15 protein-coding genes are annotated in these 19,491 nt (G+C 57.3%); 2 read left to right on the top strand and 13 right to left on the bottom strand.

From position 1 onward, the window contains the following. The first annotated feature begins 265 nt into the window (after positions 1–265). Positions 266–544 carry a peptidylprolyl isomerase PpiC gene (ppiC, locus tag CFI10_RS06560; RefSeq protein WP_091827380.1) on the top strand — a complete coding sequence of 93 codons (279 nt, stop codon included), beginning with the start codon at positions 266–268 and terminating at the stop codon, positions 542–544. Here ppiC and CFI10_RS06555 read toward each other — a convergent pair whose 3' ends face one another. The 4 genes from CFI10_RS06555 to ampD form a co-directional block, all read right to left on the bottom strand. Further along, positions 545–1,456, bottom strand: coding sequence for a response regulator (locus CFI10_RS06555; protein WP_206840714.1), 912 nt, complete (start codon positions 1,454–1,456; stop codon positions 545–547). Continuing rightward, on the bottom strand, positions 1,453–4,851 hold the full coding sequence (locus CFI10_RS06550; RefSeq protein WP_206840712.1) for an ATP-binding protein: 3,399 nt from the start codon (positions 4,849–4,851) through the stop codon (positions 1,453–1,455). Before CFI10_RS06550 ends, CFI10_RS06555 begins: the two co-directional genes overlap by 4 nt. 156 nt (positions 4,852–5,007) lie before the next feature. Next, positions 5,008–6,072, bottom strand: coding sequence for an ABC transporter ATP-binding protein (locus CFI10_RS06545; protein WP_206840710.1), 1,065 nt, complete (start codon positions 6,070–6,072; stop codon positions 5,008–5,010). A gap of 61 nt (positions 6,073–6,133) precedes the next feature. Then, entirely contained in the window at positions 6,134–6,679 is a 546-nt protein-coding gene (gene ampD / locus CFI10_RS06540) for a 1,6-anhydro-N-acetylmuramyl-L-alanine amidase AmpD (protein ID WP_206840708.1), read from the bottom strand. A gap of 94 nt (positions 6,680–6,773) precedes the next feature. Here ampD and nadC point away from each other — a divergent pair, with 94 nt between their 5' ends. Continuing rightward, positions 6,774–7,625 carry a carboxylating nicotinate-nucleotide diphosphorylase gene (gene nadC / locus CFI10_RS06535; protein WP_425270433.1) on the top strand — a complete coding sequence of 284 codons (852 nt, stop codon included), beginning with the start codon at positions 6,774–6,776 and terminating at the stop codon, positions 7,623–7,625. A 7-nt stretch (positions 7,626–7,632) separates the two neighbouring features. Here the strand turns inward: nadC and CFI10_RS06530 are convergent, their stop codons facing one another. The 9 genes from CFI10_RS06530 to murC all read right to left on the bottom strand — a co-directional run bounded on the left by CFI10_RS06530 (position 7,633) and on the right by murC (position 19,451). Then, complete coding sequence (locus CFI10_RS06530; protein WP_206840706.1) at positions 7,633–8,568, bottom strand: Nudix family hydrolase; 936 nt, start codon at positions 8,566–8,568, stop codon at positions 7,633–7,635. A 12-nt stretch (positions 8,569–8,580) separates the two neighbouring features. Beyond that, entirely contained in the window at positions 8,581–9,798 is a 1,218-nt protein-coding gene (gene argJ / locus CFI10_RS06525) for a bifunctional glutamate N-acetyltransferase/amino-acid acetyltransferase ArgJ (RefSeq protein WP_206840704.1), read from the bottom strand. Positions 9,799–9,818: 20 nt separating this feature from the next. Continuing rightward, positions 9,819–12,569 (bottom strand): preprotein translocase subunit SecA, encoded by a 2,751-nt coding sequence (gene secA, locus CFI10_RS06520; RefSeq protein WP_206840702.1) that lies wholly within the window; start codon positions 12,567–12,569, stop codon positions 9,819–9,821. Between the two features lie 214 nt (positions 12,570–12,783). Then, positions 12,784–13,698 carry a UDP-3-O-acyl-N-acetylglucosamine deacetylase gene (gene lpxC / locus CFI10_RS06515; protein WP_091827404.1) on the bottom strand — a complete coding sequence of 305 codons (915 nt, stop codon included), beginning with the start codon at positions 13,696–13,698 and terminating at the stop codon, positions 12,784–12,786. Positions 13,699–13,793: 95 nt separating this feature from the next. After that, on the bottom strand, positions 13,794–14,975 hold the full coding sequence (gene ftsZ / locus CFI10_RS06510) for a cell division protein FtsZ (RefSeq protein ID WP_206840700.1): 1,182 nt from the start codon (positions 14,973–14,975) through the stop codon (positions 13,794–13,796). A 71-nt stretch (positions 14,976–15,046) separates the two neighbouring features. After that, complete coding sequence (ftsA, locus tag CFI10_RS06505) at positions 15,047–16,339, bottom strand: cell division protein FtsA (protein ID WP_242530140.1); 1,293 nt, start codon at positions 16,337–16,339, stop codon at positions 15,047–15,049. Next, on the bottom strand, positions 16,329–17,087 hold the full coding sequence (locus CFI10_RS06500) for a cell division protein FtsQ/DivIB (protein ID WP_206840697.1): 759 nt from the start codon (positions 17,085–17,087) through the stop codon (positions 16,329–16,331). The genes ftsA and CFI10_RS06500 overlap by 11 nt, the downstream gene beginning before the upstream one ends. A gap of 4 nt (positions 17,088–17,091) precedes the next feature. Next, positions 17,092–18,045: a D-alanine--D-alanine ligase gene (locus CFI10_RS06495; RefSeq protein WP_206840695.1), complete on the bottom strand. Its 954-nt coding sequence runs from the start codon at positions 18,043–18,045 to the stop codon at positions 17,092–17,094. Next, the gene (gene murC, locus CFI10_RS06490; protein ID WP_242530186.1) at positions 18,042–19,451 is read right to left on the bottom strand and encodes a UDP-N-acetylmuramate--L-alanine ligase; all 1,410 of its coding nucleotides are present in this window, start codon (positions 19,449–19,451) and stop codon (positions 18,042–18,044) included. Before murC ends, CFI10_RS06495 begins: the two co-directional genes overlap by 4 nt. Positions 19,452–19,491 lie beyond the last annotated feature (40 nt).

The raw sequence follows: 19,491 nt of genomic DNA, 5'->3' as shown, positions 1-19,491 counted from the left end.
AATCAGAATCTTGCAGATGAACTGATCACTATGATGACGGAAGACCAGCGATTCCGGATGAAAGCTCTACAGCTAGTCGTCTCTTTTGTTTTACCGTTGGTATTTCAGTTTGAATAATATGCCTGACAAATACATCATAAATCGCCGGCAGACTCCATCGGAGTAAAGGCTGGGTGACCGCTTTAGGTCGTCTGCTGCACTGAGCGAAAGCCTGCCTTTATTGGTACAATAGCGCCGATTTTTGACCTGATCAGCGAGACACGATATGGCGACCGCAGCCGCACTGCACATACTGGTAAAGACCGAGAAAGAGGCGCTGGATATTCTTGACCAGTTGAAACGGGGCAAGAAGTTCGATGCGCTGGCCAAGCGCTATTCCATCTGCCCATCCGGCAAGCGTGGCGGGGATCTGGGCGAGTTTCATCGCGGTGACATGGTCAAGGCGTTTGACGATGTAGTATTCAAGCGCCCCTTGCTCAAGGTACATGGCCCGATCAAGACCCGCTTTGGCTACCACTTGATCAAGACGCTGTACCGCAACTGATCACTCTCTGACCATGATCCGCAGCGCCACGCCTGCCGCTGCGGTTCGGTTCTCCACGCCCAATGACGGGTAGATCTGTTCCAGGTGCTTGTTGACCGTACGTGGACTCATGCCGAGGATTTCACCGATCTCCTTGTTGGTTTTGCCGTTGGCGATCCAGTACAGCACCTCCGCTTCACGTGTCGTCAATCCCAGCTGATGCTGCAACAGGGCGGGGCCCGTCCCCCGCTGCTCATCGACCAGCTTGAACAGGTAGTCACCGTTGCTCTGATGGCTGAGCAGGCGCACGGACAGGGCATAGTCTAGCCCACGCAGGGCCAGCTGGTCATTGACGGCCGGGCTGCGTCGCAGCCAGTCCGCCAGCTGGGGGCGCAACGACATTTCAAGCCAGAGTTCACTGGCGTTGGCCCGTGACAACAAGGCGTGTGTCTGCGGCGTCGCCCACTGCACATGCCCCTCAGGCGCGACAGTCAGCAAATGCTGGCCCGTGGTATCAAGGGCAGACTGGGCGGACTGGGTCAGCCGTGCATTGCCCAGATGGACGCGCATGCGGGCCAGCAACTCATCTGGATTGATCGGCTTGGTGAGGTAGTCCACCCCGCCAACATCCAGTCCTCGCACCACATGTTCGGTTTCAGTCAGCCCTGTCATGAAAATGACCGGGATCGCACACAGGGCGGGGTCCTGCTTCAGCGCCTGACAGGTCTCGAAGCCATCCATGTGCGGCATGATCGCATCCAACAGGATGATGTCGGGACGAATGCGACGTGCGATGGTCATCGCCTGACGCCCCTCCAACGCTACCAGTACGTCCATGCCGGCCTCTTCCAGCGCATCGTTGATCAGACTGAGCGCATCCGGCGAGTCATCTACCACCAGCACGACATCACGTTGAGTCGTTTGAGTTGTCATGAGGTCTGCTCCAAATACTCGGCCAGTTGTGCGAATTGCATCGAGTCTGCCAGTGTCTGCAGTTCAGTCAGAACCGTACGACTGACCAACTGTTCCCGTTCAATCTGCTCCAGTGCTTCACGTACCCCTCGGCGAAAGCCGATCTCGGCGCTGCCTCTGAGCTCCCGAATAAGAGGATGATCAGGCAGTGACGAGGCCGTCAGGTCATTGGGCGGCACCGGGGTAACGGGCACGCTGACAGGCGACGCCACAGTGGCGGCTGTGCGAATCCACTCCAGCTGCAGGTAGTGCCCTACTCTTTCCAGCAGCAGCTGGTTGCTGATCGGTTTGACCAGATAATCATCATATACCGCCTCGCCCGCAGGCTGACGGCGCTGTTCCTGCACGTCGGCCGACAGCATGAGGATCGGTACCTTGTGACCGGTTTTCCGCAACCGGCCGGCCAGGGTCAGGCCATCCATGCCCGGCATGGAGATGTCCAGCAGAAACAGGTCAGGCGCTGTACGCTGCACCAGCTCCAGACAGTGGTGTGCATCACGGGCTTCCAGCACCTTGAACCCAAGCGGCATCAACAGGTCGGCCAGAAGCCCCCGCAGCACCGGATCATCATCGACCACACAGATCTGCCTGCGCGCACCCACATAGCCGCTGATCGGCTGCTGTACTTCCGGACGGGTTTCGGCGGCCTCGGCCCAGGGCAACATCAGTGACACCCGAAAGCAACTGCCCTTGCCGGGGCGACTCTCGACCTGCAGGTCGCCTCCCATGATTTCGGTCAGCAGCTTGACGATGGTCAGCCCCAGCCCGGTGCCGGGCAGGTTAGGCGTATCCGCATCCCGCACCCGTTCGAAGGGGTCAAAAATGCGTTCCAGATGGGCTGCATCAATACCGATACCGGTGTCTTCAATGGAAAATTCCGCAACCTGATTACGATAGCGAATGCGAAAGTGAACCTCACCTTCCAGGGTATATTTCACGGCATTGGACAGCAGATTGATCAAGATCTGACGCAGCCGCTTTTCATCCGTCATCACCACATGCGGTAACGGATTCAATATCTCGCAGCTGAACCCTACCCGCTTCTGTGCTGCCTGAAAACTGAACATCTGCTCCAGCTGGGCCACCAGCTCCGGCAAGGCCACCGCGCTGCGGTTCAGCTCCAGTCGCCCTGCCTCAATACGGGAGATGTCCAACAGTCCCTCGATCAGGTCGGCCAGATACTGGCCACTGCGGTGTATGATGCGCAGCCCTTCCCGATCCTGTTTCTGCACGGTACTGCGCCCCTGCAGCAGCTGGGCATAGCCGATGATCGACTGCAGGGGCGTGCGCAGTTCATGACTGATGCCGGTCATATACCGGCTTTTGGCATCACTGGCTCGCTCTGCCAGTTCCTTTGCGGCCTGCAGCTCACGGTCGGTCTGTTCGTGGGCCTCGATCTCCTGCAGCAGCTTGTGGGTCTGGCGGTTGGACTCCTGCTGCGCCACTACCCGGCTCTCCTGCGCCAGCAGGAACAGCCAAGCAACGACGCCGGATACGATCAGCAGCACAAAAAACAGCGCCCAGAGCGTTTGCCCCACCAGCGCACTACCGGCCGGGTCACCGGGGTCCATCTGTCGATGAATGACCGCCAGCAAGGCGGCATTGAGCAGATTGATGGTCAGCAACAGGCCGATGAAACGCCCAAGGCGGGAGTTGATTCGGTTGACCACGGCCTGCGGAAAAAACAGTCGAAAGAAGTCGACCATCTGTTGTCCGAAGCGGGCATGTGGCTTGCAGCTGTCAAGACAGCGGGCATCCAGCGAGCAGCACAGTGAACAGATCGGAAGGTCATAGGCCGGGCAGAAACTCAGGTCTTCCGTTTCGAAATGGTTTTCACACACGCCGCAACGGTGCTGCTCGGCCGGACTGGCAACCTGCAGCATCTTCAGCTCATTCGACTCACGTGCCAGATAGAATCGGCCACCGGTGATCCATGCCAGCAACGGTGCCATCAGGAAGCAGCAGCCCAGACTGATGAAATGGCTCAAAGTCGATGCTGTCTCACCGAACACACCCAGATAGGCCAGCATGCCCACCAGCACTGCCGTGCCCATCGAGCCAACGCCCACCGGGTTAATGTCATAGAGGTGAGCGCGCTTGAACTCGACCCGTGCCGGACTAAGTCCCAGCGGCTTGTTGATCATCAAATCGGCTGACAGCGAACCCAGCCAGCTCACCGCCACGATGGCAAACACGCCCAGTATCGCTTCCAGCGCTTCATAGATTCCAAGTTCCATCAGGATCAGGGCGATGGTGACGTTGAATACCAGCCACACCACCCTGCCTGGATGGCTGTGTGTCAAACGCGAGAAGAAGTTGGACCAAGCGATGGAGCCGGCATAGGCGTTGGTCACATTGATCTTCATCTGCGAGATGATCACCATCAGCCCGGCCATCAGTAACGCCAGCCCTTCCGAGTGGGTCAGGTAGCTGAAAACACGCTGATACATCAGGGTTGGGTCGCTGGCCTGCACAAAGCTGCTGCCCTCGGTGATCGCAATATAGGCCAGGAATGAACCCAGCAGCATTTTGATCATGCCGATAAACACCCAGCCCGGCCCCGCCAGAATCAGCCAGAACCACCAGCGACGGCGGTTCTCGGTTGTTTTCTCGGGCATGAAGCGCAGATAATCCACTTGCTCGCCAATCTGCGCCACCATGGCGAAGAACACCGATGCCGCCGCACCGAACAGCAACAGGTTGAATGAATTGTCGGCCTGGATGCCTGCGGGCATAAATTCGGTCCAGCCCTGATACTGTTCGGCCTCATGCACAATCACTACTGCCAGCGCGCTGACCTGCAGCAACAGCCACAGTGGCTGGGTACCCAGCTGAAAGCGACTGATGGCGGTAATGCCATGGGTCACGATCGGTATAACCGCCACCGCACTGAGCAGATAGCCCAGCGCCAGCGGCAGGCCGAACAGTGCCCGCAGTGCGGCGGCGAGAATCGCGGCCTCAATGGCAAAGAAAATGAAAGTGAAGGTGGCGTAGATCAGCGAGGTGATCGTTGATCCAAGGTAGCCGAAGCCGGCACCACGCGTGAGCAGATCAATATCCAGACCGTTGCGCGCCGCATGATAGACGATCGGCAATCCGGTGATGAAAAACAGAGCACACACCACCAGCATGGCAACCAGTGTGTTGGTAAAACCGTAAGTTAGCGTAACAGCTGCAGCGATACCCTCAAGAGCCAGAAAGGCGGTTGCGCCCAGTGCCGTCATGGCCACACGCTCGATGCTCATGCGACGCCCCTGACGGGCTGTAAATCGCAGCGCAAAGTCTTCCAGCGTCTGGTCCGCTACCCACTTGTTGTAACGGCGCCGGACCTTATAGATACGTTGTGAAGCACTCATGTTGCGGTATCCCGTTCTGCCCCGTTATCGAGCACCACAAAAGTGCAGACGAGCAAAAAAAGGGCTTATTCAGCACCATACAGGTGCAAGCCCATGTCAATCTGCCCGTTATGGGGTCATGTATTACGGATACAGCAGGCTTCGTGCCAGATCAGGTCAATAAGGGTTACGAACCGGGCAGGAGGAAAACAGGATCGGACGGTGAGCGGTTACATGCACACCAACCTTTTCACGCTCGCCATAGCGATGCAGCCCCTGTTCCAGCACTTCGATCTCGCGCCCCGTATGCAGACGAATGCAGTAAAGCGTCAGGCTGCCCTGGAATTCAGCCGAGCACACCTCACCGGGCACACCTCCGTCATGGCTCAGGTAAAGATCACCCGGGCGCAGAAACAGTTGCACATCACAGCCCGCATCAACCCCCAACGGCTCGGCAAACTCCAGCAGCCCCAGGTCAGTTTCAACGGCACTGGAGTCTGTCACCTTGCCCTGAAACAACTCCCCCTTGCCAACAAAAGCAGCCACTTCAGGGCTGACAGGCTGATAATACAGGGATTCGGGAGTGCCCCACTGCTGTACGCGGCCGGCTGACAGAATGCCGATCTTGTCACTGATGGTGAAGGCTTCCTGTTGATCATGCGTCACCATGATTGCAGCAATGCCACGACGCTTGAGGATTTGACGCACCTCTTGCGACAACTGACGACGCAGGTCCGTGTCCAGATTCGAGAATGGCTCGTCCATCAACAGCAGACGAGGATCGGGGGCAAGGGCGCGGGCCAGCGCCACACGCTGCTGCTGCCCACCGGAGAGTTCATGCGGGTAACGTTTGCTCAGGTCGGGCAGCTCGACCAGCTCAAGAACCTCTTTTACCCGACGCTGCTTTTCGGCGGCGGGCATGCGGCGCAAACCAAAGGCGATGTTGTCGGCAATATTCAGGTGCGGGAACAAGGCGTAATCCTGAAACACCATTCCCATTCCGCGCTGCTCCGGCGGTACCACATGGGCGGCACTGCTGATCAGCTGTTCACCGAGTCGAATCTCACCCGCCTGAGGGGCAATAAAGCCGGCAATGGCACGCAGCACGGTGGTCTTGCCGCAGCCACTGGGGCCCAGCAGACAGGCGATCTCGCCAGGCTCGATATCGAAGCTGACACTGGCCAGCACCGTCTGCGACTGGTACGCGCACTTTAGACCTTCAATACGGAGCAGAGCTGACATCCAATCCTCGCAGCAGGCAGAGTTTCAGGGGCGTATATGATAGATGAAAACCATTCTCAGATCATCCGAGGGCAGCAAGAAAACGCGCCCAGTCAAATGCAGGGCCAGGATCAGTCTTGCGACCGGGTGCAATATCACTGTGACCGGTAATGGTTTCAGGACCAAGCTGCGGATAGGTTGTCATAAGCGTCTGAGTCACCGCGATCAGACATTCATACTGGGCATCGGTATAGGGGCAATCATCGGTCCCTTCCAGCTCGATGCCGATGGAAAAATCATTGCAGGCCTCACGCCCCTGAAAGCAGGATCTGCCCGCATGCCAGGCGCGGCGATCGAAGGGTACGAACTGGGTCATGCAGCCATCCCGCTCGATCAGCAGATGGGCGGAAACCTCCAGCTCCTCGATTTCGGCAAAGAAGGGGTGTCCATTCGGGTCCAGTCGATTGGTAAACAGCTCGGTAATATGACCACCACCAAACTGCCCGGGCGGCAGGCTGATATTGTGAATCACCAACAGCGAGATTTCGTCTTCGGGCCGGGCGTTGCAGTTGGGTGAAGGCAGAAAACGGGCACCCTTGATGCGGTGCTGTTCAATTTTGACTTTCATCTGACTGAATACCACTCCCGTTTGGCGTACTATCACCGTGCGATTTCCGCTAAAATGCGCGCTCCATAGTACATCATACGACAGGCCCGCCACCATGCTGCTGACGCTGACAGAGCTCAAGCCCACCATCGAAGAAAACGTCCGTACAGCCCTGAATGAGGATGTCGGCAACGGTGATATCACCGCCGAGCTGATTCCAGCCAGTGACCGGGCACAGGCACGGGTGATTTCACGTCAGGAAGCGGTCGTTTGTGGCCGTGCCTGGGTCGATGAGGTGTTTCGTCAGGTTGACCCTGAGGTACAGGTTGAGTGGCTGGTTGAGGATGGAGACAAGGTCGAACGTGATCAGGTGCTGTTCCGGCTTCAGGGCTCTGCCCGTTCACTGTTGACCGGTGAACGCGCCGCTCTGAACTTCCTGCAGACCCTGTCCGGCACGGCCACCATCAGCCATGAGTATGCCCAGCGGGTTGCCGGCACCCCGGTGCGCCTGCTGGATACCCGCAAGACCATCCCGGGCCTGAGGCTGGCACAGAAATACGCCGTCAGCTGCGGCGGCTGTTTCAACCACCGCATTGGCCTGTACGATGCCTTCCTGATCAAGGAAAACCACATCATGGCCTGTGGCGGCATTGAGAAAGCGATCGAAACCGCCCGCCACAACCACCCGGGCAAGCCGGTGGAAATCGAGGTCGAGACAGAAGAGCAGCTGGAACGGGCGCTGGTCGCCGGCGCCGATATTGTCATGCTGGACAACTTCAGCCCCGAGCGGATGATTGCAGCGGTCAAGCAGACCAACGGGCGTGCCAAGCTGGAAGCGTCGGGCAATATTACGGATGAAACCCTGCTCGACTACGCCAACACCGGAGTCGATTACATCTCGATTGGTGCCCTGACGAAGCACTGCCAGGCGGTGGATCTGTCAATGCGAATTGTGGAAGGTCTTTAAGCCCGAGCTACCACCAGGCCGAGATTGCCGCGATGCCCTGAGCGCCCTGCTCTCGGGCCTGAATCAGATCATCTTCACTGAGCCCGCCCAGCGCATATACCGGCAACCGGCACTCGGCCACCAGCTCGGCAAACCTCTCCCAGCCCAACACAGGCGAGCCCGGATGTGAACGGGTGGGTTTGACCGGTGACAGGGTGATGAAGTCGATACCCTTCTCCTGCGCCATGCGGATCTGCTCCGCGTTGTGACAGGAGGCACTGAGCCAGCGCCCCTTGAACTGAGCCCGATTGCCCAGCGCCTGCAAACGCGCCGACGTTAGATGCAGGTGCTCAGCACACAATGCATTGGCCTGTTCAACGGAGGTATTCACCCCCATCAGAGCATTGAATTCGTCACACAACGGTTGCAGCTGTTGATACCGGTCCGCAAAAGCGGTCTCGCTGAGCGACTTGGCACGCAGCATGACCTGAGTAAGACCCTGCTCCAGCGCGTGTTGAAGTTTCCCTGTACAGGCATCGATGTCGTCAACGTCACCGGTGATCAGCAGCCGTGGCGACAGGCGTGCGGCTGTAATGATGGGCGTGTTGGCCGCGGGAAAGGCATAGTCATCCAGTGCTTCGGGCGCAACCCAACAAACCGGCTGACCTTCGGCCCCATGCGCTTCACCCTCAAACACAGTCACCTCCCATACATCCAGCAGCACCGACTTGTCAGGATAATGATGCGGAATACGAATCAGAGGGTGTGCCCGTGAAACCTGAATCCCCAGCTCTTCAAGCAGCTCACGGGAGAGCGCCTGAGCAACGGGTTCGCCAGGTTCTACCTTGCCACCGGGAAACTCCCACAGACCACCCTGATGCTTGTCATCGGGTCGACGGGCGATGAGGATATGACCGCGGCGGTCACGAATGACCGCCGCAGCAACGTGGATCAGTTTAGGCATATCGGATACAGATCAGCTGCGGTAATCCGCGTTGATGCTGACGTAGTCATGGGACAGGTCTGTGGTCCAGACCCGTTCGGTGACCTGGCCCCGGTTAAGCACCACATGGATCAAAATTTCTTCTCCGTTCATGACCGCCTGACCGGCTTCTTCGGTGTAGCTGGCCGCACGGCCTCCCTTCTCAACAATGCAGACATCGTTGAGGTAGATCTGCAAAGCGTCCAGATCCAGATTGTCGATCCCGGCACGGCCCACACAGGCCAAAATACGGCCCCAGTTCGGGTCGCTGGCAAAGAGTGCCGTCTTGACCAAAGGTGAGTGAGCAATGGTATAGGCAACATCCAGCGCTTCCTTGCTGGTACCCGCTGACTCAACACGCACCTCAACAAACTTGGTCGCGCCCTCACCATCTCGCACAATGGCGTGTGACAGTGACAACATGACGCGCTCCAGTGCTTCGGTAAACAGGCTGGCCAGCTCGTAGTCCGAGCCGTCAATCAGCACGCCGCTGGCACCTGTAGCCGCCAGCATGCAAGAGTCATTGGTGGAAGTGTCACCATCAATAGTGATGCGGTTGAAAGAGCGGTCCGCCACACTGCTCAACCACTGCTGCAGCAGCAGCTGCGGGATCTCGGCATCGGTAGCGACATAGCCCAGCATGGTGGCCATATTGGGCATGATCATGCCGGCGCCTTTGGAGATGCCGGTCAGGGTTACCGTCTTGCCCTTGTATTCAAACTGTTCGCTGGCTGCCTTGGGGCGGGTATCGGTGGTCATGATGCCCGAAGCGGCCTGCTCCCAGTTGTTTTCCGACAGGTCGGCTTTGGCCGCGTCCAGCGCCGACAGAATCTTCGCTACCGGCAGCGGTTCACCAATCACACCGGTGGAAAACGGCAGAACTGCTTCTACCGGCACATCACACAAGTCTGCAACGGCTTTACAACAGCTCATCGCATCACGCATGCCCTGCTCCCCAGTGCCCGCGTTAGCGTTACCGGTATTAATCAGCATATAGCGTGAACCTGCCTGGCCCAGGTGCTGCTTGCAGATGCGCACCGGCGCAGCGCAAAAAGCATTCAGTGTAAACACGCCCGCCAGCGAGCTGCCTTCGGCCAGCTCCATCAGCACAATATCGCGTCGGCCCGGTTTCTTGATCCCTGCGGATGCGATACCCAGACGAAATCCCTTAACCGGATGTAACTGTGGCAAAGTAGCCGGACCAACTGCCATGATGCTGTTTTCCTTAGTAATTAACTGATTTTACCGTGACACTGTTTGTATTTTTTGCCTGATCCGCACGGGCAGGGATCGTTACGACCTACCTTGGGTGCCTGACGCACATAGGGCTCGGCGTTATCGGACGGATCAGCCTCAGGTTGCTCTTGGGTCTCTTCTTCCGCCATGGCACTGCCCTGAGCGTGTTCAAAGTTCATCTGCTGACGTTCGGCCTGGGCGCGGCGCTCGGCTTCCATACGTTCCACTTCTTCCTGCTCACGCACCTTCACATGACTCAGAATGCGGATCACATCGCGTTTGATGTTATCAAGCAGGTCCTGGAACAGAGCAAAGGCTTCGCGCTTGTATTCCTGCTTGGGGTTTTTCTGCGCATAACCACGCAGATGGATACCCTGACGCAACAGGTCCATAGTCTGCAAATGCTCTTTCCAAAGCGTGTCGAGGACCTGCAGCATCACCTGTTTCTCGAACATGCGCAGTGTTGGGGCGCCAACAACCTCTTCCTTCGCCTTATAGGCCGATACGATTTCGTGATTGATTTTCTCGCGCAGGGTTTCCTCATGCAGCGAATCATCTTCATCCAGCCACTGCTGTATCGGCATCTGAAGAGCAAATTCAGTTTCCAGCGCTTTTTCCAGCGCCGGTACATCCCACATCTCTTCAAGACTCTGCGGCGGGACATGTTCGCTGATGGTGTTTTCAATCACTTCATCACGCACTGAGGCGATGGTTTCGGAAATATCATCCGATGCCATCACTTCGTTACGCTGGTCATAAATCACGCTGCGCTGATCGTTGGCGACATCGTCATATTCAAGCAGCGACTTGCGGATATCAAAGTTGCGACCTTCTACCTTGCGCTGTGCCTTTTCGATGGCGTTGGTCACCATCTTGTGCTCAATCGCTTCTCCCTTTTCCATGCCCAGTGCCTGCATGAACTGGCGCACACGCTCGGAGGCGAAGATACGCATCAGGTCATCTTCCATCGACAGGAAGAAGCGGGATGACCCAGGGTCGCCCTGACGGCCGGCACGACCGCGCAGCTGGTTGTCGATACGACGGGATTCATGGCGCTCGGTACCGATAATGTGCAAACCACCCGCTTCGATCACAATATCGTGGCGTTCACGCCATTCGCGCATGGCTTCATCAACTTCAGCCTGACTGCTGTCGGCCGACATTGCATCCAACTCAGCTTCCAGCTTGCCGCCAAGCTTGATGTCCGTACCACGACCCGCCATGTTGGTAGCGATGGTGATTGCGCCAGGACGGCCTGCTTCAGCAATGATTTCAGCCTCACGCCCATGATTCTTGGCATTGAGAACGTTGTGCGGAATGTCTTCTTTCTTCAGCAGTGCCGACAGCAGTTCCGATGACTCAACCGAAGCCGTGCCCACCAATACAGGCCGGTTATGTTCGCGGCAATGGCGGATTTCCTTGACGATCGCCTGATATTTTTCCTCGATGGTGAGGAACACGATGTCATTATAGTCCTTGCGCTGCACCGGACGGTTGGTGGGAATAACCACCACATCAAGGCCGTAGATCTGACGCAGTTCGAACGCTTCAGTATCGGCCGTACCGGTCATGCCAGACAGTTTTTCATACAGACGGAAGTAGTTCTGGAAGGTGGTTGAAGCCAGTGTCTGGCTTTCCATCTGGATCTGAACGCCCTCTTTCGCCTCAACGGCCTGATGCAACCCTTCAGACCAGCGACGCCCGGGCATGATACGGCCGGTATGTTCGTCAACGATGACGATCTGGCCGTTCTGAATAATGTAGTCCTTGTCACGCTGAAACAGATAGTGGGCTCGCAGTGCGGCCAGCACATGGTGCAACAGGTTCAGGTTTTGCGGCGCATACAGGCTTTCACCTTCGTTAAGCATGCCGTGTTCGATCAGAAGATCTTCCACCAGCTGATGGCCGGCTTCGGTCAGCTCGACCGTGCGGTTTTTCTCATCAACCGCAAAATGCTCATCAACAACCTGTTCAGTATCTTTCGGATCCAGCTCACCATGGAACTGCTGCAGACTGGGGATCAGTTGATTGATCTTCTGATAGGTAGCTGAGCTGTCTTCCGCCGGCCCTGAAATGATCAGAGGGGTACGCGCCTCATCGATCAGGATGGAGTCAACCTCATCGACAACCGCGAAGCAGAAGTCACGCTGCACCTTGTCAGCAAGACTGAACGCCATATTGTCGCGCAGGTAGTCAAAGCCGAATTCGTTGTTGGTACCGTAAGTGATGTCACAGGCATAGGCTGCACGCTTGGATTCCGGGTCCTGCCCGGAGCGAACGACACCAACGCTCAGACCAAGGGATTCGTACAGCGGGCGCATCCAGTCGGCATCACGCTGGGCCAGGTAGTCGTTCACGGTGACAACATGCACGCCACGCTGAGGCAAGGCGTTAAGGTAAACGGCCAGGGTGGCGACCAGCGTCTTGCCCTCACCGGTCTTCATCTCGGCCACCTTGCCTTCATGCAGAGCCAGACCACCGATCAGCTGGACATCAAAGTGCCGCATGCCCATCACACGCTTGGAGGCTTCCCGCACAGCGGCAAAGGCTTCTGGCAGGACCTTGTCCAGCGGCTCCGCCTGTTCCAGACGCTTCCTGAACTCAACTGTCTTGCCTTTCAACTCGTCATCGGAGAGCGCTTCAAAGGCCTCCTCCAGCGCGTTGATCTGCTTGACAATCTTGCCAAGGCGCTTCAGTTCGCGCTCGTTTTTACTTCCCAGAATCTTCTTGAACAGTGAGGTCAGCATAATTCGACTTTTAACCGGTTGAATGCAAAGAGGCGGGAGTAAGCCCGGAGATCCTTTGCCTGAAAAAATGGATACGACATTGTACCTGTATTGGGGCAGATAGTTGAATGTCAATGCGATACAAATTTGACTTGGTGCCGGAACAGCAAAAACCGGCCCTGAAAACGACAAAACCGGCACGGGGCCGGCTTTGCTGGTCAGCGGTAGCGAGCGATCAACCCGCTGCAACCGGACGATGATAGGAAATAGGAGCAGCCTGTTCCTGGCCTTCAAAAGTAACCAGCTCCCAAGCATCTTCGGTTGCCAGCAGTTCACGCAGCAACATGTTGTTCAGGTAATGACCGGACTTGTACCCGTAGAACTCGCCAATCAGGCTTTTGCCCAAAAGGTATAGATCACCGATTGCATCCAGCACCTTGTGTTTGACGAACTCGTCTTCGTAGCGCAGACCGTCTTCATTCAGGATCTTGAAGTCATCAACCACGATGGCGTTCTCAAAGCTGCCACCGAGTACCAGGTTCTGCGAGCGCAGATATTCGATATCGCGCATAAAACCAAAGGTGCGCGCCCGGCTGACTTCCTTCACGAAGGAGGTGCTGGAGAAGTCCAGTACTGCTTCCATGTTCCGGTTGGCAAAAGCCGGGTGATCAAACTCAATGCAGAAACCCACCTTGAAGCCATCAAAAGGACGGAAGGTTGCGGTTTTGCCTTCGTTGCTGACGGTTACTTCCTTCTTGATGCGAATGAACTGCTTCGGGGCATTTTGCTCTTCGATGCCGGCAGACTGAACCAGGAACACGAAGGGAGCAGCACTGCCATCCATGATGGGAACTTCTTCAGCACTCAGTTCCACCAGCGCGTTGTCTATACCCAGCCCTGCCAATGCCGACAACAGATGCTCGACCGTCGCAACACGGATGCCATCGCGCGCCAGGTTGGTCGACAGCGTCGTATCGGCTACGTTATCAGCACGAGCCTCGATCTCGAAAACAGGATCCAGGTCAACTCGTCGAAACACGATGCCAGTATTGACCGGCGCCGGCTTCAGCGTCAGGTACACCTTCTGGCCGGTATGCAGACCGATGCCGGTGGCCTTGATGCTGTTCTTGAGAGTGCGCTGTTTGATCATCCGCTTCGCCAACCTAAAATGTTACAAAAATATCAGGAAATTCTAACAAACAAGTGACACCTTCATCAATCTAAAGGTTCTCATCTGCCTGTTTTCTAGTCAGCCTGACGCCGCAGAAATGTCGGGATATCCAGACTTCCGTAGTCATCCCGACGCCCGTTCTGGTCAACGCCTGAATCCTGCTGAGGCTTGTCCAGCAGCGCTTCCTCACGCTGACGACGCAGAATGGTCGGCAACTCGATTTCATCCAGGTTGAGCGATCCATCCTGTTTGCGACTGGTCGGCGCATTACCCTGAACCACTTTCATCGACTGATTGCGCGCACGATCAAGTCCTGTGGCAACGACAGTTACCTTGATTTCATCACCCAGAGACGGATCAATAACGGTACCGACCACAATGGTGGCATCTTCATCGGCGTACTGCTCGACGATGTTACCCACCTCGGTAAATTCACCCAGACTCAGATCTTCACCTGCCGCGATGTTGACCAGAATACCACTGGCACCACGCAGGTCGATATCTTCCAGCAGCGGGCTGCGAATGGCGGCTTCGGCGGCCTCTTCGGCACGATTGTCACCACGCGCAACCGCACTGCCCATCATCGCCATGCCCATTTCAGACATAACGGTTCGCACGTCGGCAAAGTCGACGTTAATCATGCCCGGACGGGTAATCAGGTCGGCAATCCCCTGTACGGCGCCCTTAAGCACATCGTTGGCTGCACTGAACGCATTGACCAGACTGCAGTTTTTACCCAGCACCTGCATCAGTTTCTCATTCGGAATAATAATCAGGGAGTCGACCGCATCACGCAGCTCACTGATGCCCTCTTCCGCAATTTTCATCCGCTTGCGGCCCTCGAACGGGAACGGACGGGTGACCACTGCCACGGTCAGAATACCCAGTTCGCGGGCGACCTCGGCCACAATGGGTGCGGCACCGGTTCCGGTCCCACCGCCCATGCCGGCAGTAATGAATACCATATCAGCCCCGGCCAGTGTTTCAGCGATCCTCTCGCGATCCTCGATCGCCGCCTGGCGACCAATATCCGGGTTGGCACCTGCACCCAGCCCTTTGGTCAGCTCACCGCCGATATGCAGCGCCGTACGGGCAGCATTACGGCTCAGTGCCTGAGCATCGGTATTGGCACAGATGAATTCGACACCTTCAACCTCTTTGTTGACCATATACTGTACGGCGTTGCCACCACCGCCACCGACACCGATAACCTTAATCAGCGCACTCTGCGTAACACTTTCAACCAGTTCAAACATGTTTTCCTCCTTACCGGGCGCCTGCCACTACCTTCCGGCACTACCGGCAACTGCATTAATGAATTTCGCTCTTAGAAGTTGCCCTGCAACCATTCCTTGAACCGTTTCAGATACACACCCGGATTAGGTCTGGGCATGCGCGGACGTTCCTGCGGTACCGCAACCAGCTCAGTGCCAGTCTCTGCGGCGATGGGTGCCATCGGCACCTCATGATCCTGTTTGGCGTAGTGCAGCAAGCCAATACTGGTGGCATAGATCGGGTTGCTAAGCTGAGCCTCCAGCCCCCGAATGCCCTGCGGTCTGGCTAACCGTACCGGCATGTGGAAAATTTCTTCCGCCAGCTCCACGGCACCTTCCATCTTGGCGGTGCCACCGGTCAGCACGATGCCGGCGGCCACCAGATCCTCAAAGCCACTGCGACGCAGTTCGGCCTGAATCAATGTGAACAACTCTTCGTAGCGAGGCTCAACCACTTCAGCCAGCGCCTGGCGGGACAGATCCCGTGCGGGGCGGTCACCCACACTGGGCACCTTGATCATTTCGTCCGCATGGGCGAGCTGAGCCAGTGCACAGGCGTATTTGATCTTGATCTGTTCCGCATGCTGCGTCGGCGTGCGCAGCGCCATGGCGATATCGTTGGTTACCTGATCACCGGCAATCGGAATAACCGCCGTATGGCGAATCGAGCCGCCAGTAAAGACAGCAATGTCGGTAGTGCCACCACCGATATCGACGATACAAACGCCCAGGTCCTTCTCGTCATCGGTCAAGACCGCATAGCTGGACGCCAGCTGCTCCAGCACGACGGCATCCACCTCAAGGCCGCAACGGCGGATGCATTTTTCAATATTCTGAATCGCGTTGATCGCGCCAGTGACCAAATGCACTTTGGCTTCAAGGCGCACGCCCGACATTCCCAGTGGCTCTTTGATCCCTTCCTGATTGTCGATCAGATACTCCTGCGGCAGGATATGGATGATTTTCTGATCCGCAGGAATGGCCACGGCACGCGCTGCATCAATCACGCGTTCAAGATCATAGTCGGACACTTCGCGATCGCGCACGGCCACGATGCCATGGGAATTCAGGCTGCTGATGTGACTGCCGGCGATCCCCACCGTGACCCCGTGGACCTTACAGCCAGCCATCAGTTCAGCCTCTTCCACGGCACGCTGGATCGAGCTGACAGTTGATTCAATATTGACCACTACACCACGCTTCAACCCGCGTGAAGGCTGGGAACCGACGCCAACGATCTCGATTGTGCCCTGTGGGGTCATTTCGCCCACCAGACACACCACCTTCGAGGTGCCGATATCGAGTGCGACGATCATGTTACCCGCCATATCGCCCTTAACCTGCATTATCCTGTCCTGCTCCTGCGCGCCAGCTAACGGCCACGCCATTGGTATATCGAATATCGATCTGCTCTATCTGCCCCGCCTTTTCGGCCAGATTCTGGCGATAGATGCTCAAGAAACGCTTCAGTCGCGGTACCAGCTGCTCACGACCGGCAACAACGCGAATACCGTTATCCAGCTCCAGTGTCCAGGCACCACGTGTTTCCAGCGTCAGGCCCGTAAGCCGCAGTCCTTCACTGGAGAACATCCGGTTCAGGTCATGAAACTGTTGCATGATCCTGACCGTTTCATGAGCCGGCCCACTCAGTCGAGGCAACGCCCGGTATTCTGGCTTCAGCTCGGGCCAGAAAATATCGCCCTGGTGGTTCAGAAGCCCCTTGTCACCCCAGCGGGCAACCGGCACCTCCTCTTCAAGCTGTACCTCCAGCGAAGGCGGCCACTGCCGTCTGACGCTGGCGCTGTGCACCCAGGGATCACCGATCAACTGCTCCTGAATCTGCTTCAAATCCAGCTGCAGCAGCGGACTGGTGAGGCCTCCGGCCAGTGTCTGTGCAAGCGCGGTTTTGTCCAGATGGCGTGTCGCCCCCGCCATACGGATCTCAGCTACCGGCTGATTCAGCCAGCCCCAGAGCTCACGCAGCGCCGAGCTGCCAATGCCGACAAACACCACCAGCAGCGTCAGCAACACAACACTGCGCCAGTAGCGATCCAGCCCCTGTTGTGTGTGTTGTTCGACACTGCTCCTGCTCATGAGCTTACTCCCGCTCCCCTGCCGTACGCAGGATTTCAACCACCAGCTGACTGAAGCTGATACCCGCCTCACGGGCGGCCATGGGCACCAGGCTGTGGTCTGTCATGCCAGGCGCTGTATTCACCTCCAGCAACTGGAACTGCCCATTGGCATCCATCATCACATCCACACGGCCCCAACCATGGCAACCGGCAATCCTGAATGCCTGCTGCACCAACTGCTGCAAAGACTCGGTCTGCTCCGGCGAAAGTGCGGTTCTGAAATGGTAAGCGGTATCTGCCGCTTCATACTTGGCCGTGAAGTCATAGAAATCATGCGGTGTTTCCAGCCGAATCACCGGCAAGGTTTCATGCCCCAGCACCGCCACTGTAAATTCCGGCCCATCCACCCACTGCTCGGCAATCACACTGCTGTCATAGGCGGTTGCCTGAGCAAAGGCGGCCTCCAGTTCGGCACGGGTGCGTACCTTGCTCATGCCGATGCTGGAGCCTTCATGTGCAGGCTTGACCATGATCGGATACCCCAGACGGGCTTCAACAGCACCAAGGTCGGCACCTTCGTCCAGCACGGCAAATGCCGGTGTCGGCAACCCTGCGCCCTGCCACAGCAGCTTGCAGCGCAATTTGTCCATACCCAACGCCGATGCGCAGACACCGCTGCCGGTGTAGGGCTTGTGCATCATTTCCAGCAGTCCCTGAATGGTGCCGTCCTCGCCACCACGGCCATGCAGAATCAGGAAGGCACGGTCAAAATCGGCCTGCAGCAGCTGTGCAACGGGGTCACGCCCATCTGCCGCAAGGTCGACAGCAAAGGCATCCACACCTGCAGCCTGCAACCCGCGCAGTACTTCGGCACCGCTGCGCAGCGAGATTTCACGCTCAGCGGAGCGCCCTCCCATGATGACGGCCACACGGCCAAAGGCAGCCGCTTCCGATGCATCCAGTCGCCACTCATTCATGCTTTATTCTCCGCATCGACCGCTGTAAGACTTTCCTGTTTCAACTGATGCGCCAGACTGGTGATGTTACCGGCCCCCTGCGTCAACACCAGATCACCGGGCTGCAGCACATTGCGCAACACTTCTGCCACATCATCGGGCCCCTCAACAAACACCGGTTCAACACCCCGCTGGCGAATACTGCGGCACAGACTGCGCGAGTCTGCACCGGGTATCGGTTCTTCACCGGCCGGGTAGACCTCCATCAGCAACAGCAGGTCCACTTCCGACAGCACCTGTACAAAGTCTTCGTACAGATCTCGTGTACGGGTAAAGCGGTGTGGCTGATAGATCATTACCAGACGCCGATCGGGCCAGCCTTCGCGTACCGCACGAATAACCGCCTGCACTTCACGCGGGTGGTGCCCATAGTCGTCCACCAGCGTGGCACTGCCGTTAGCCAGTGGCAGCTCGCCCAATACCTGAAAGCGGCGCCCAACACCTTCGAATTTTTCCAGTGCCCGCACGATGGCGGCATCATCGATCTGCTCGTCAGAAGCAACTGCAATGCACGCCAGCGCATTCAGTACGTTGTGCCGCCCAGGCATGTTCAGGCACACCTCAAGGGGCTTCTGTCCCGCCGGACGCTCAACCCTGAAACGGGTTTGCATGCCGTTCTGTCGCAGATTCAGCGCACGGTAGTCAGCGCCTTCATGGAAGCCATAGGTCAGGGTTGGTCGGCTGACCTCGGGCAGAATCTCACGCACCACTGGATCGTCGGTACAGAGTACGGCCAGACCGTAGAACGGCAGGTTGTGCAAAAAGCTGACAAAGGTCTGCTTCAGCTTGCCGAAGTCGCCGCCATAGGTGTCCATATGGTCAGCATCAATGTTGGTTACGATGGCGACCATTGGCTGCAGGTGAAGAAAGGAAGCATCACTTTCATCCGCTTCAGCGACCAGATATCGGCTGCCGCCAAGCTGCGCATTGGTACCGGCACTGGTGAGTCGACCACCAATCACAAAAGTGGGATCGAGCCCACCTTCCGCCATGATGGATGCCATCAGGCTGGTGGTGGTGGTTTTGCCGTGAGTGCCTGCCACCGCAATGCCGTGGCGGTAGCGCATCAGCTCGGCCAGCATTTCGGCTCGACGCACCACCGGAATGCGCAGCTCGCGCGCAGCGGCCACTTCCGGGTTGGTTTCGTTCACCGCAGTTGAGGTCACGATGACATGAGATCCCACTACATTACCTTCGGCGTGACCGATAAAGACCTGAGCACCGAGCGATTTCAGCCGATCCGTGGTGGCGGACGGGCGGATATCAGAGCCGGATATCTCGTAACCCTGGTTCAGCAGGACTTCGGCGATGCCACACATGCCAACGCCACCGATACCGACAAAATGGATGCGGCGAATACGGCGCATCTCGGGCACCTCGTAGACTTTTACGCTGCGGTTCACCGCT

Source organism: Marinobacterium iners (assembly GCF_017310015.1).
Lineage (GTDB): Bacteria > Pseudomonadota > Gammaproteobacteria > Pseudomonadales > Balneatricaceae > Marinobacterium > Marinobacterium iners.
The sequence above is the reverse complement of the archived record's forward strand: the minus strand, read 5'-3'. Positions and strand labels throughout refer to the sequence as shown.

Coding starts and splice junctions, on each gene's coding strand:
- ppiC (WP_091827380.1), top strand. CDS start 266: ATGGCGACCGCAGCCGCACTGCACATACTGGTAAAGACCGAGAAAGAG.
- CFI10_RS06555 (WP_206840714.1), bottom strand. CDS start 1,456: ATGACAACTCAAACGACTCAACGTGATGTCGTGCTGGTGGTAGATGAC.
- CFI10_RS06550 (WP_206840712.1), bottom strand. CDS start 4,851: ATGAGTGCTTCACAACGTATCTATAAGGTCCGGCGCCGTTACAACAAG.
- CFI10_RS06545 (WP_206840710.1), bottom strand. CDS start 6,072: ATGTCAGCTCTGCTCCGTATTGAAGGTCTAAAGTGCGCGTACCAGTCG.
- ampD (WP_206840708.1), bottom strand. CDS start 6,679: ATGAAAGTCAAAATTGAACAGCACCGCATCAAGGGTGCCCGTTTTCTG.
- nadC (WP_425270433.1), top strand. CDS start 6,774: ATGCTGCTGACGCTGACAGAGCTCAAGCCCACCATCGAAGAAAACGTC.
- CFI10_RS06530 (WP_206840706.1), bottom strand. CDS start 8,568: ATGCCTAAACTGATCCACGTTGCTGCGGCGGTCATTCGTGACCGCCGC.
- argJ (WP_206840704.1), bottom strand. CDS start 9,798: ATGGCAGTTGGTCCGGCTACTTTGCCACAGTTACATCCGGTTAAGGGA.
- secA (WP_206840702.1), bottom strand. CDS start 12,569: ATGCTGACCTCACTGTTCAAGAAGATTCTGGGAAGTAAAAACGAGCGC.
- lpxC (WP_091827404.1), bottom strand. CDS start 13,698: ATGATCAAACAGCGCACTCTCAAGAACAGCATCAAGGCCACCGGCATC.
- ftsZ (WP_206840700.1), bottom strand. CDS start 14,975: ATGTTTGAACTGGTTGAAAGTGTTACGCAGAGTGCGCTGATTAAGGTT.
- ftsA (WP_242530140.1), bottom strand. CDS start 16,339: ATGCAGGTTAAGGGCGATATGGCGGGTAACATGATCGTCGCACTCGAT.
- CFI10_RS06500 (WP_206840697.1), bottom strand. CDS start 17,087: ATGAGCAGGAGCAGTGTCGAACAACACACACAACAGGGGCTGGATCGC.
- CFI10_RS06495 (WP_206840695.1), bottom strand. CDS start 18,045: ATGAATGAGTGGCGACTGGATGCATCGGAAGCGGCTGCCTTTGGCCGT.
- murC (WP_242530186.1), bottom strand. CDS start 19,451: ATGCGCCGTATTCGCCGCATCCATTTTGTCGGTATCGGTGGCGTTGGC.